An 11,892-nucleotide genomic window follows, 5' to 3' on the forward strand; every position below is an offset into this window, starting at 1 on the left:
CTGGGGTCGATTCTGGGCTCGCTGCTCGGCGGCGGCCGCCGGCCCGCGCCCGACCCCTACGGCGGACCCATTGGTCGACCCGGTGGACCGATGGGCGGCCCGCCTGACCTCGACCCGGGCGCCGGGCGCTCTCAAGGCCTGCCCGACGACATGGATCAGGCGTCGATTCAGCAGGCGATCGAAGAGATCAAGAAGACGCTGCAGATCGGACGCAGTAGCGGCGGCGAAAACGCCGGCGCGCGCTCGGACTTCGAAAGCATTCTCGGCCGGATGTTCGGCAAGCGCTAAGGGCTGGCCGCCAAGCTCGGGACGGCCCGCGAAGTTCTGCCCTTCGGCGCGCCGCGCCGGCGAGCCGGCGCGGGCGGAGGCTTGCGCAACGCCCGCTTTCCTGCAATCCATCGGCGCGATTCCTGCACCCGCGAGGCGCATCCCGCGCCGCAATCGCGCGTCTTCCTCTAGCATGGAAAATTCTCCGTAGATGGCCCGCGACGTATCCGACACGACGCCGATCACGTCGCGCAACATGTTGGTCGAATGGCTCGAATCTGGCTCCAAGACCGGCGGCGCCCCGCTGCGCATTGGCACCGAGCATGAGAAAATCCCCTTCTATGCGGCCGATGATTCGCCGGTCCCCTATGAGGGCTCCGGAGGCCAAGGCGGCGTGCGGGCGCTGCTCGAGGGCCTGCGCGACACGCTCGGCTGGGCCCCGATCCTCGACCGGGACGCGCTGATCGGCCTCTATCAGTCCGATGGCGGCGGCGCGATTTCGCTCGAGCCCGGCGGACAATTCGAACTCTCCGGGGCGCCGCTGGACGACGTTCACGCCACGCATGCGGAGCTTGACGCGCACTTCGCGGCGCTTGCGCCCGTGACCCGAGCGCTGGGCGTGCGGTTCCTTGATCTTGGCTGCAGTCCGAAGTGGTCACGCGCGGAGACGCCGACCATGCCCAAGCAGCGCTACGCCATCATGCAAGCCTATATGCCGAAAGTTGGCGCGCTCGGGCTCGATATGATGTTTCGCACCGCCACCGTGCAGGTCAACCTCGACTTCGTCGACGAGGCCGACATGGTTCAAAAAACGCGTGTCGGCCTCGCTTTACAGCCGCTCATCACCGCGATGTTCGCCAATTCGCCGTTTCTCGACGGCAAGCCGACCGGCCGGCTGTCGCAACGGTCCTACATTTGGCTCGACACCGATCCCGACCGAACCGGCATGCTGCCTTTCGCCTTCGAGAAGGGATTCGGCTTCGAACGTTACGTCGACTATGCGCTCGACGTGCCGATGTATTTCGTCAAACGCGGCGACGTCTATAACGACGTGGCGGGAGCGAGCTTTCGGGACTTGATGGAGGGCCGCCTTCAGCAACTGCCTGGCGAGCGCGCCACGATGTCCGACTGGGCCAATCACCTCTCGACGATCTTTCCGGAGGTGAGGCTAAAGACCTATCTCGAAATGCGTGGCGCGGACGCAGGCCCGCGCACCCATTTCACCGCCCTTCCCGCGCTTTGCGCCGGTCTGTTCTATGACGCCGCCGCGCTCGATCAGGCGCGCGAACTGACGAAGGGATGGAGCGCCGCCGCGCGTCAGGCGCTACGCGCCGATGTGCCCGGTCTGGCGCTCGATGCGAGAATCGAGGGCCGCAGCCTGCGCGATGTCGGGCGCGACGTTCTTGCGCTGGCGAAGGTCGGATTGCGCCAACGCGCCCGCCTTGACGCCAAAGGGCGCGATGAGAGCGTTTTTCTCGCGCCGCTGGAAGAAATTCTCGAAGACGGACGCACCTTGGCCCAGCGGCGCTTGGACGCTTATTACGGCCGGTGGGGGCAGTCGATCGACGCCGCCTTCACCGATTGCGTGCTTCCGCAATAGAATTTGGAGCCGGCGCCAACGCGGGTCAGCGTGGGAAGAGGTCGTGCAGCCCGAAGGGCGCCATCGGCGGCAGCGCGGAACGCGCAGCGGCGTGCTGCATGCCATCCCGGCGCATTTCCGCATAGCCCATCGGGGCGACAGGGGCGCGAGGCATAGAGACGCGGACGTGGCCGCCGAGGCGAACACAACCGTTTGACCCCGCGACCGCGACATAATCGGCGCCGTATCGCGCGCATTGGCTGACATTATCGGCATGGGCCGGCGCAACGGCGATGGCCGTGAGCGCGATGGCGCCGAAAAAGCCCGCCGGCAGAAAACTCTTACTGCGGCTAATGTTATCTAGGGTCATGAGTTTTGGGCCTCATTTCCGAAAATTCGCGCGCGTCGCGCGAGATTTCCGGAGCCTTGCGATCCCGACAATGTCTCGATACGCCGTAATTGCGCTGGCGACGAGAACCTCCTCGCCTTCGAGCGGCGCATTCCGGCGCTGCAATCCAACTAGAGCCAAACATCATGGCAGGATCGTGTCTTGGACGCCCACTGGCGAACCTCTCGGCGCCATGTGAGAACTACCCTTTATTTTCTATTTATTTATTTTTGGTTTAGACGGCGGCCGTCCGAGAACGCCAATCGCCGATGGCGGCCTGGACGATCGCCAGAGCCGCGACGGCGGCGGTGTCGGCGCGCAGCACGCGCGGTCCGAGCGAAAGGCGCGCCACGTTCGGCAAGCCGGCGATGGCGGCCCGTTCGGCATCGTCGAAGCCGCCTTCCGGTCCAATGAGCACGCTCACGCCCTCTCGCGCCGTACGGCCCTCGAGCGCGTCCAAGGGGTTGGCGAGCGCGGCGCGTTCATCACAAAACACGAGCAGCCGCCCCGCCGGCCAACGCGCTAGAAACTCTGACAGTTCGACGGCGGGCGCGACTTCGGGCACGGCCAGCACGCCGCATTGCTCGGCGGCCTCGATCACATTGGACTCGAGCCGTCCCGTATTGAGCCGGCGGACTTGCGTTCGGCGCGTCAGCACCGGCAGAAGACGGCCGGCGCCCATCTCCGTGGCCTTCTGCGCCATGTAGTCGAGCCGCGCCTGTTTCAGGGGAGCGAAACAATAATCGAGGTCGGCGCGTTCGGTCTGGGCGCGCAGTCGCTCGCCGACGCGTAATCTTGCGGCGCGTCGCGAGACGTTCGCGAGCGTCGCGCGAAATTCGCCGTCGCGGCCATTGAACAGATGGATCGCGGCGCCCTCCCGCATGCGCAGGACATTGAGCAGATAGTTCGACGCCTCAGCTGAAGGCGCGAGTTCGACATCCGGCGCGAGATCGTCACGAACGAACAAGCGCTGCGCAGAAAAATCGTAAGCTGACACGATGGCTTCCCAAGCGGAGACGCGAGCGCAAGGCGCGCTCGCCATGAAGCCGCCGCTTTGTTGCGTGCAGGTTCGCCAAAACTTGCGTCGCCGGCAAGCCTGCTGGTAATGCTGCGAGCCTGATGAGCGGACCAGACACATGATCATCGGCGCTGTCGATATTTCTCGCGCTGTCGCGCGACTTTCGCTGTTCGCGATGCTGCTCGCCTCTACCGGCGCGCATGCGCAAGCGTGTCAGGAAGACTTCCAGAAGCTCACCGAGAAGCGCATGGCGGGAATTCAGGCGCTCAACGCGCTCGGAAAGGCTGGCAAGGGCAAGATGGATCCCGAAGCCGCCTGCCCCGCGGCCAAACGTCTCGTCGCCGTCGAAACCGAGATGATGAATTACATCATCAAGAACAAGGATTGGTGCAACATTCCTGACAATGTCGCCGACGGCTTCAAGGAAGCGCGCGCCAAAACTCAGGGATTCGCGTCGCAGGCCTGCGCGGCCGCAGCGAAGATGAAAGAGATGCGCGATCAAGCGGCGGCTGGAGGCGGCGGCATGATGGCGCCGCCAAAGTTGCCTGCCGGACCGCTGTGAACGTAACGCAAAGCGGCGATTCGGCGGGAGCGGCCGCGCTGCCCGACGCCATCGCAGATCATCCGTTACTGCGCCGCGCGCCGCCAGCTTTGCTGCCTTATATCCAGCTTGCGCGCCTCGATCGGCCCATCGGCTGGTGGCTGCTGCTGCTTCCCTGCTGGGAATCAAGCGCGCTCGCCTCGGCGTCGATGCGCGAAGGCCCCAACGTCTGGCACTTGACGCTCTTCTTTATCGGCGCCGTCGCCATGCGCGGCGCGGGCTCGACCTATAATGATTACGTTGATCGCGAGATCGACGCCAAGGTCGAGCGCACGCGCCTGCGGCCGCTCGCCAGCGGGCGCGTAACGCCTGCGGCGGCGGTGGGCTTCCTCGTCGCGCAATGCCTCGTCGGACTCGCAGTGCTTTTGTCGTTCAACGGCTTCACGATCGCTCTTGGACTGATATCTCCGCTGATCGTGCTGATTTATCCCTTCGCCAAGCGCTTCACGTCCTGGCCGCAGGCGATCCTCGGATTAGCCTTCGCCTATGGCGCGCTGCTCGGCTGGACGGCGCGCACGGGCGAACTCGGCGCGCCGGCGCTTTTTCTCTATGCGGCGGCGATCTCATGGACAATCGGCTTCGACACGATTTACGCGCTTCAGGACTTGCGTGACGACGCGATCGTCGGCGTGCGCTCCACGGCGAGATTGTTCGGTCCGCGCGTGCAATTGGCGGTCGGCGCGCTCTATGCCGCGTCCGCCGCATGCGCCGCCTTCGCGGTTTTTCTGGCGGGCGGCGGATGGTTCGCCTATGCCGGGGTTGCCGCCTATGCGACGCATCTCGCCTGGCAGATCGCGCAAACCCGAGAAGATGTCGCGCCGATCACCGCCCTGCGGCTGTTCCGCTCAAATCGCGACGCCGGTCTGTTGCTGTTCACAGGCTTTTTTGCGCAGAGCCTCGCCTTTCTTTTCTAGTGCGCCCCGGGCGACGCTGGATGAGGAACTGCTCTACTTCTCGAGTTCTTTCTTCCGATCGACGCAGGAATCGATTTGTTTTTTGTCGAGCTCCCAATAGGAGCCGCCGCAGAGCGCCTCGTAGCGACTGCTGACGAAGAAGGACCAGATGTAATAGCCGGTCAGCACCACCGCGGCGACGGCGGCGATTTTCATGATAAAGTTGAATCGCGCTTCCGCGTCTTGGGTGTCCGACATTGTTGTCTCCGCGCCGATGTTAAGCCGCCGAAATTTGTGCCGTCAACGTCAGTCCAGCGTCTGCCGGAAACGCGTCACCGCGACGCTCATCGCAACAAGCGTGAAGGCCGCAAGCGCGCCAGCGTCGACAGCGAGATCGCCGAAGTCCGAGCCCTTCAACATCACCGAGCGCACAATGCGCAGATAATGGGTGAGCGGCAGCGCCTCACCCATATATTGCGCCCACATCGGCATCCCATGGAAAGGAAAGAGGAAGCCCGAAAGAAGCATGCTCGGCAGAAAAAAGAAGAAGGTCATCTGCATCGCCTGCAGCTGATTTACCGCGACCGTCGAGAAAGTGTAGCCCACCGATAGATTTGCGACGATAAAAAGCAGAGTCAGCACGGTGAGCGTAAAGAGCGAGCCGACCACCGGCACCTGAAACAACAAGGAAGCGACGATGAGGATCGTCGACATTTGCACGGCGCCGACGACCACATAGGGCGCGATTTTTCCGAGCATGATCTCGACCGGGCGTATCGGCATGGCGAGCAACGCCTCCATCGTTCCCCGCTCGATTTCCCGCGTCACCGACATCGCCGTATACATCAGCATCGTCATGGTCAAAATCGTGCCGATCAGTCCGGGCACGATATTGCGGCGCGTCTCTCCAGCCGGATTGTAGCGCCGATGCACGCGGATCTCGTAAGGCGGCGCATTCGGCGCAAGCGACGCCAGCGGTCCGGTCAGTTCACGGTCGAGCGCCTGATTCGCGGCGCCGAGCGCAGCGGCGACCGCGCCCGCGGTCGCCGTCGGGTCCGTGGCGTCGGCGATGAGAAGCAGCCCGGGTTTTTCGCCGCGGACGAGCTGGCGAGAGAAATCGGGCGGGATTTGAATGACGAATTGCACCTTGTTTGAGAGGATCAATTTATCGGCGTCGGCCTCGCCGCGCGCGACATATTTGATGTTGAAATAATCGGTGGCGCGCAAGGCGCCGATCAGCGCGCGCGCGATCGGGCTGTCGTCGCCCGTCAGCACGGCCGTCGGCAGATGTTTGGGATCGGTGTTGATCGCATATCCAAAGAGCATCAGCTGAATGAGCGGAATGCCGACGATCATCGCGAAGGTTGGTCGGTCGCGACGAAGCTGAATGAATTCTTTGACGAACATGGCGACGAAACGCTGCCAGGACTGCGCAAGCGCGCCGCGACGCGCCGGACGGGGAACGACGCGCGGCGGGCCTTCCTGCACGCTCACTGGTGGGCTCCGGCGCGGGTCATCAAATCGATAAAAACGTCTTCAAGCGACGGCTCGTCGCGTTTCCAACGATGGACGCCCTCGGCGCTGTAGCGGCGCGCGACGCGCTCCATTGCCGCCTCATCTCGCCCGCCGACATGAAGCGCCGCGCCGAAGCGCGCAACCATGTCGACGCCAGGTTGACGTTTCAATTCGCTGCTGAGCGAATCGAGACCCGCGCCCGTCACCACCCAGGTCGAGAGATTCGCGCTGGCGATGATCTCCGGAATCGTGCCCGAAGCGAGCAGCCGCCCATTGGCGATATAGGCGATCTGGTGACAGCGCTCCGCTTCGTCCATGTAATGCGTCGAAACGAGCACCGTTAAGCCTTGCGTCGCCAGATGATGGATCTCGTCCCAAAAGTCGCGTCGCGCCTTGGGATCGACGCCCGCTGTCGGTTCGTCGAGGAGGAGCAGCGACGGGCCGGGCAGGATGCACGCGCCGAGCGCCAGTCGCTGCTTCCAGCCGCCGGAAAGCTCGCCGGCGAGTTGGTCGGCGCGCGCGACGAGACCGAGGCGCTCGAGCGCGCCCTGAGCCGCGTCCTCCGGCGCTTCAAGACCGTAAACGCGCGCGACGAACTCCAGATTTTCGCGAATGGTGAGATCGCGATAAAGCGAAAAGCCCTGCGTCATGTAGCCGACATAGCGCTTGATCTCTTCCTGCTGCCGGCGAATGTCGTAGCCAAGACATTCGCCCTCGCCCGAATCGGGCGTCAGCAGGCCGCAGAGCATGCGGATCGTCGTCGTCTTGCCGCTGCCATTGGGGCCGAGAAAGCCCTGGATGTGCCCGCGCGTCACTTGCAGCGTGAAATTGTCGACGACCTTTTTGGCGCCGAAGGATTTGGTGAGCCCGCGCACATCGATCGCGATGTCGCTCTCAGCGCTCACGGCGCCGCTCCCGTCGACTCCGGCGCCGGCCCGACGGCGACCGGCATGCCCAGGGGCAACGCGCGCGCCGCGCCTTCGAGCCGCGCTTCGGCCTTAAAAACGAGTTTTGCGCGCTCCTTGTCGCTGAAGATTACGGGAGGCGTATATTCCTGCCGGCTGGCGATATAGCTGACGCGCCCAAAGAGGTCGTCGGCGCAGCCGTCGCAGGTGACGCGCATCCGTTCGCCCAGCGAGATCTTCGGCAGCTCCGGCTCGGAAACGAAGAAGCGCACCTTGCGATTCTCGGGCGGCAAGAGCGCAACGATCGGCTGACCCGCGTTGACGATCTCGCCGGGGCGAAAAAAAACATCTTGCACGACGCCGTCGGCGGGCGCGACCACGCTCTGGCGCTTGATGCGAATGTTCAGCGCGTCGAGTTGCGCGCGCGCCTGTTTCAGGCTGGCTTCAGCGGCTTCAATCTCCTGCGAGCGACTTGCCATGCGCGAAGCCTGAACCTGCCGGCGCGCTTCCTCCACGCTCGCCTCATCGCGCGCGCGCGCCATTTCGGCGCGATCTAGCGCGGCCTTTGCGACATGACCTTTGGCGTAGAGTTTTCGTTGCCGTTCGTAATCAGCGCGGGACAATTCGAGAGCGGCCTCGGCGCGCTCCAGCGCGGCCTGCAAAACGGCGATCTGCTCGGGCCGATTCATTGCCGCCTGCAGGTTTTCGACTTGCGCCTCGAGTTGGGCGAGGCGCGCCGACGACTCGTCGCGCACGCGATCGAGAAGCGTCGTCGACATCGTGAACAGCGGATCGCCCTTTTTGACCTCGGCGCCGGCCGAAACCGCGAGGCTCGCGACCCTCTCGGTCTCGTAAGGGCCGATGTAGAGCATCTCTCCTTCGACATAGCCCAGAAAGACATCGGCGGGAGTCGCCGGACGATAGGCGACGCGCCAAACGACGACGGCAAGGAGCGCCAGCGCAATGAAGACCGCGAGACGCTTCATGCGGCGGGGGCGTAGAGCGGATCGAGCATGGCCGGATTATGCACCTTCCCCGCCGCGCGACGAAACCTTGCCGCGAGGCGCCTCCAACAAAGCCCCTCCCGAAAGCGAAACTCCTTTTGCCGCGGCGGCGGCAAAAAGGCTAGAATGCCTCCAAGAAAAGGCAAAAGGGATTGAAAATGGCTGAAGATACGGAGCTGCCGCCACGCGAATCTATGGAATATGACGTGGTCGTGGTCGGCGCAGGCCCGGCCGGCCTCGCCGCGGCGATTCGCTTGAAGCAAGTTGCGCCGGATCTGTCCGTCGTCGTCATCGAGAAAGGCTCCGAGCCCGGCGCGCATATTCTCTCCGGCGCGGTGATCGATCCGATCGGCCTCGACCGGCTGCTTCCCGAGTGGCGCACGCGCGATGACGCGCCGCTGAAGACGAAAGTGCATGAGGACCATTTCCTGTTGCTGTCGGAAAAAGCCAGCATTCGCATTCCCAACATGTTGATGCCGCGGCTGATGAACAATCACGGCAATTTCATCGGCTCGCTCGGCAATGTCGTTCGCTTTCTCGCGTCGGAAGCGGAAAACCTTGGCGTCGAGATCTATCCCGGTTTCGCCGGCGCCGAAGTTCTTTACGGCGACAAGGGCGAAGTCGTCGGCGTCGCGACGGGCGACATGGGCGTGGGACGCGACGGCAAACCCAAGGACAGTTTCACCCGCGGGATGGAGCTCAAAGGCAAATATACGATCTTCGCCGAAGGCGCGCGCGGTTCGCTCACCAAGCAGTTGCTGGCGAAATACGACCTTTGCGCAAACAGCGAGCCGCAGAAATTCGGCATCGGCTTCAAGGAGCTTTGGCGCATTCCGAAGGAGAAACACAAGGATGGACTTGTGCAGCATTCCTTCGGCTGGCCGCTTGCGGCCGACACCGGCGGCGGCTCTTTCCTCTATCATTTCGACGACGATCTCGTGTCGATCGGGTTCGTCGTGCATCTCAATTATTCCAATCCGACGCTCTCTCCCTTCGACGAATTTCAGCGCTTCAAGACGCATCCGATGATCGCGCCGACGCTCGAAGGCGGCGAACGTCTTTCCTATGGCGCGCGCGCGCTGACGGAAGGCGGGTGGCAGAGCGTGCCAAAGCTCGTCATGCCGGGCGGCGCGCTGGTCGGCTGCGCCGCGGGCTTCATGAACGTGCCGCGCATCAAAGGATCCCACAACGCCATTGTTTCGGGCATTCTGTGCGCCGAACATATCGCGGCGGCGATCGGCGAAGGCCGCGCGCATGACGCGGTGGACGCCTATGACGCCGCCTGGCGCGCCTCCGAAATCGGCCGCGATTTGATGCCCGTGCGCAACGTCAAGCCGCTCTGGTCGAAATACGGCACCTATGTCGGCGCGCCGCTCTTTGGCCTCGACATGTGGACGAATGAGCTGTTCGGCTTTTCCTTCTTCGGCACGCTCAAGCACGGCAAGGCCGATTACGAGACCTTAAAGCCGCTCTCGGAAGTCACGCCGATCGTCTACCCCAAGCGCGCAAGCGATGTCGTCTTCGACAAGCTGTCGTCGGTGTTCGTCTCGAACACCAATCACGAGGAGGATCAGCCGGTTCATCTGAAGCTTGCTGATCCCGCGATTCCGATCGCGCGCAATCTACCGATCTACGGCGAGCCCGCGCGACTCTATTGCCCGGCGGGCGTCTATGAGGTGGTCTATGCCGATGAGGCGACGCGCCGCGATCCGCGCTTTGTGATCAACGCGCAAAATTGCGTGCACTGCAAGACGTGCGACATTAAGGACCCCGCGCAGAATATCACTTGGGTTCCCCCGGAGGGCGGCGGCGGACCGAACTATCCGAATATGTGATCGCTTGCAGCGAAGGCGCCATTGCGCGCGAAGCGAAGCCGTCCGCAATATCTTCGCTTCCGCCGCTTTGCGCGCAATGACGCGCCGAGGAGTCGCGTGAACCGATGTTCTTCATCGTCTCGAAAATTTTCACATTCGTTTTGGCGCCGGTCCACTTTTTCATTTTCCTGGCCGTCATCGGCGCAGCGCTGCTGTTCACGCGCTGGAAAACTTGGGGACGCGCGCTCTCGACCGTAAGCGCGCTCGCCTTGCTGCTGATGGCCTTCGGACCGCTGGGGGGTCTGCTGGCGGGTCCGCTCGAGGCGCGTTTTCCCCCGCCGCCCGAGGATATGCCGGCGCCGGACGGTATTATCGTGCTCGGTGGAACGATTGACGAGCGGCTGAGCGCCAGCCGCAATCGTCCGACGCTAGTCGACGCCGCCGAGCGCCTGACCGCGCCGATCGCGCTAAAGCGCAAATATCCTCATGCGCGTCTCGTCTTTACCGGCGGCTCCGCCGCGCTGCAGGCTTCGCCCTACTCTGAAGCCGACGCCGTGCAGCGCTTCTGGCGTGAGATGGAAGTCGATCAGGGCGACGTTCTCTACGAGCGCCGCTCGCGCAATAGTTACGAGAACGCCGTCTTCACGCGCGAACTGCTTCGCCCCCAGCCTGGCGCGCGTTGGCTGCTCGTCACCTCGGCGATTCACATGCCGCGCGCCGTCGGCGTGTTCCGTCAGGCGGGATTCGATGTGATCGCCTATCCGGTCGACTATCGCACCAGCGGCGACTCTGGGCTCGAACTCCCGCGTTTCGCGACGAAAGCGCTCGGACTTGTGGAATTCGCTGCGCATGAGTGGGTGGGACTGGTCGCCTATCGGCTGACCGGAAAAAGCGACGCGCTTTTTCCCGCGCCATAGTCCGCCCAAATGCAGCGTGATCTAGTCCGAACGGTGCCGTCTTCCGCGCGATGCGCCCGCCGGCTCCATGCTACGCCCGCCGGCCCCGCCTGGATATGCGCCGTGTTTCATCTCCAGAAAGAGCGCGATCGCCTGCGCCCGATTGCGCACATCGAGCTTTTCGAAAAGATTGCGCAGATGGAATTTGATGGTGTTGATCGAGACGCCGAAATCCTTGGCGAGCTGACTGTTGGTGTGGCCGGAGCCGAGCGCCGATAACAGGCTCCGCTCCCGTAGGGTCAGATTTTCCAGCGGGTCGCTACGCATCTTGCGGATGTCGACGAAGGGAAACACCATGTCGCCCGCCGCCACCGCGGCCAACACATCCAGAAGCCGCTCCGGCGGCGCGCGCTTGGAGACGAAGCCTGCGCCGCCAAGCTGCAGAGTTTCGGCCGGCGCGGCTGGATCATTGGTGCCGCTGTAGACGACGATCTTGGGCGCCGAGACTTGGCGCGACAGCGCGCGCAAGACGTCGCGGGCGTGCAGCGTCGGCAATTGCCAGCCGATGACGGCGATCGTGAATTTCTGCTGACGCGCAGCTTCAAGAAATTCCTCGCCGTCCGTCAGCTTCGCGACAAGAGTGAACCGGCGGTCGTCCGATAGCAGCTTGTCCAGCCCCGCGAGGATCAGCGGGCTCTTATCGGCGATGGCGACGTCGATGCGATCCGCCTCCGCCGTGTCGCGGGCGCCGTCGGCGCCATTGGGCCGAGCCGCGCGCGAGCCGTCCCTCTGGTCATTCGCGGCCCTGATCGAAGAGGTAGGAGCCATTCAGCCTCCGCCGCCGCGCGAAGCGCAGCGTATTGGTCGATATCGCCCCGCACCGGCCTTGGACGCACCCCAATCCTGGAGCCCGGCGGGTCGGCGCCCCCTGCCCGTTAGAGGTGGGGGCGTATGTCACAATACCGCAGGCTCCCGCGGATGCAAGCCTCTTTGCGCGCGCCCAACGCGAGCA

Annotated in this window: 12 protein-coding genes and 1 pseudogene; 6 read left to right on the forward strand and 7 right to left on the reverse strand. The window is 63.8% G+C overall.

From position 1 onward, the window contains the following. Positions 1 to 288, forward strand: a pseudogene (locus tag NEI07_RS09355) (DUF937 domain-containing protein); the annotation flags it as partial. A 190-nt stretch (positions 289 to 478) separates the two neighbouring features. Then, positions 479 to 1,867, forward strand: coding sequence for a glutamate--cysteine ligase (locus NEI07_RS09360; protein WP_256034193.1), 1,389 nt, complete (start codon positions 479 to 481; stop codon positions 1,865 to 1,867). Positions 1,868 to 1,892: 25 nt separating this feature from the next. On the opposite strand, the gene NEI07_RS09365 is transcribed toward NEI07_RS09360, so the two are convergent. After that, on the reverse strand, positions 1,893 to 2,216 hold the full coding sequence (locus NEI07_RS09365; protein WP_256034195.1) for a hypothetical protein: 324 nt from the start codon (positions 2,214 to 2,216) through the stop codon (positions 1,893 to 1,895). Positions 2,217 to 2,469: 253 nt separating this feature from the next. Beyond that, positions 2,470 to 3,231, reverse strand: a complete 762-nt coding sequence (locus tag NEI07_RS09370) for a 16S rRNA (uracil(1498)-N(3))-methyltransferase (RefSeq protein WP_256034197.1) — start codon at positions 3,229 to 3,231, stop codon at positions 2,470 to 2,472. 139 nt (positions 3,232 to 3,370) lie between these two features. Between NEI07_RS09370 and NEI07_RS09375 the strand changes: the two genes are divergently transcribed. After that, the gene (locus NEI07_RS09375) at positions 3,371 to 3,814 is read left to right on the forward strand and encodes a hypothetical protein (RefSeq protein ID WP_256034199.1); all 444 of its coding nucleotides are present in this window, start codon (positions 3,371 to 3,373) and stop codon (positions 3,812 to 3,814) included. Beyond that, positions 3,811 to 4,767, forward strand: a complete 957-nt coding sequence (ubiA, locus tag NEI07_RS09380) for a 4-hydroxybenzoate octaprenyltransferase (RefSeq protein ID WP_256034200.1) — start codon at positions 3,811 to 3,813, stop codon at positions 4,765 to 4,767. Before NEI07_RS09375 ends, ubiA begins: the two co-directional genes overlap by 4 nt. Positions 4,768 to 4,800: 33 nt before the next feature. Here the strand turns inward: ubiA and NEI07_RS09385 are convergent, their stop codons facing one another. Genes NEI07_RS09385 through NEI07_RS09400 form a run of 4 tightly spaced genes read right to left on the reverse strand, consistent with a single transcriptional unit; the run spans position 4,801 to position 8,152 of the window. Further along, positions 4,801 to 5,004 (reverse strand): hypothetical protein, encoded by a 204-nt coding sequence (locus tag NEI07_RS09385; protein ID WP_123175821.1) that lies wholly within the window; start codon positions 5,002 to 5,004, stop codon positions 4,801 to 4,803. A gap of 48 nt (positions 5,005 to 5,052) precedes the next feature. Then, positions 5,053 to 6,240, reverse strand: a complete 1,188-nt coding sequence (locus NEI07_RS09390; protein WP_256034201.1) for an ABC transporter permease — start codon at positions 6,238 to 6,240, stop codon at positions 5,053 to 5,055. Further along, on the reverse strand, positions 6,237 to 7,166 hold the full coding sequence (locus tag NEI07_RS09395; RefSeq protein ID WP_256034202.1) for an ABC transporter ATP-binding protein: 930 nt from the start codon (positions 7,164 to 7,166) through the stop codon (positions 6,237 to 6,239). The genes NEI07_RS09390 and NEI07_RS09395 overlap by 4 nt, the downstream gene beginning before the upstream one ends. Beyond that, complete coding sequence (locus tag NEI07_RS09400) at positions 7,163 to 8,152, reverse strand: HlyD family secretion protein (protein ID WP_256034203.1); 990 nt, start codon at positions 8,150 to 8,152, stop codon at positions 7,163 to 7,165. Before NEI07_RS09400 ends, NEI07_RS09395 begins: the two co-directional genes overlap by 4 nt. Positions 8,153 to 8,328: 176 nt before the next feature. On the opposite strand from NEI07_RS09400, the gene NEI07_RS09405 reads away from it, so the two are divergent. Next, positions 8,329 to 10,005: an electron transfer flavoprotein-ubiquinone oxidoreductase gene (locus NEI07_RS09405; protein WP_256034205.1), complete on the forward strand. Its 1,677-nt coding sequence runs from the start codon at positions 8,329 to 8,331 to the stop codon at positions 10,003 to 10,005. A gap of 104 nt (positions 10,006 to 10,109) precedes the next feature. Further along, positions 10,110 to 10,901 (forward strand): YdcF family protein, encoded by a 792-nt coding sequence (locus NEI07_RS09410; RefSeq protein WP_256034208.1) that lies wholly within the window; start codon positions 10,110 to 10,112, stop codon positions 10,899 to 10,901. A 21-nt stretch (positions 10,902 to 10,922) separates the two neighbouring features. Here NEI07_RS09410 and NEI07_RS09415 read toward each other — a convergent pair whose 3' ends face one another. Next, complete coding sequence (locus NEI07_RS09415; RefSeq protein ID WP_256034210.1) at positions 10,923 to 11,708, reverse strand: response regulator transcription factor; 786 nt, start codon at positions 11,706 to 11,708, stop codon at positions 10,923 to 10,925. Positions 11,709 to 11,892 lie beyond the last annotated feature (184 nt).

The organism is Methylocystis suflitae, assembly GCF_024448135.1.
Classification (GTDB): Bacteria; Pseudomonadota; Alphaproteobacteria; order Rhizobiales; family Beijerinckiaceae; genus Methylocystis; species Methylocystis suflitae.

Excerpts from the sequence above, each read along its gene's own strand:
- NEI07_RS09360 (WP_256034193.1), top strand. The coding sequence starts at position 479 with ATGGCCCGCGACGTATCCGACACGACGCCGATCACGTCGCGCAACATG.
- NEI07_RS09365 (WP_256034195.1), bottom strand. The coding sequence starts at position 2,216 with ATGACCCTAGATAACATTAGCCGCAGTAAGAGTTTTCTGCCGGCGGGC.
- NEI07_RS09375 (WP_256034199.1), top strand. The coding sequence starts at position 3,371 with ATGATCATCGGCGCTGTCGATATTTCTCGCGCTGTCGCGCGACTTTCG.
- NEI07_RS09385 (WP_123175821.1), bottom strand. The coding sequence starts at position 5,004 with ATGTCGGACACCCAAGACGCGGAAGCGCGATTCAACTTTATCATGAAA.
- NEI07_RS09400 (WP_256034203.1), bottom strand. The coding sequence starts at position 8,152 with ATGAAGCGTCTCGCGGTCTTCATTGCGCTGGCGCTCCTTGCCGTCGTC.
- NEI07_RS09405 (WP_256034205.1), top strand. The coding sequence starts at position 8,329 with ATGGCTGAAGATACGGAGCTGCCGCCACGCGAATCTATGGAATATGAC.
- NEI07_RS09410 (WP_256034208.1), top strand. The coding sequence starts at position 10,110 with ATGTTCTTCATCGTCTCGAAAATTTTCACATTCGTTTTGGCGCCGGTC.
- NEI07_RS09415 (WP_256034210.1), bottom strand. The coding sequence starts at position 11,708 with ATGGCTCCTACCTCTTCGATCAGGGCCGCGAATGACCAGAGGGACGGC.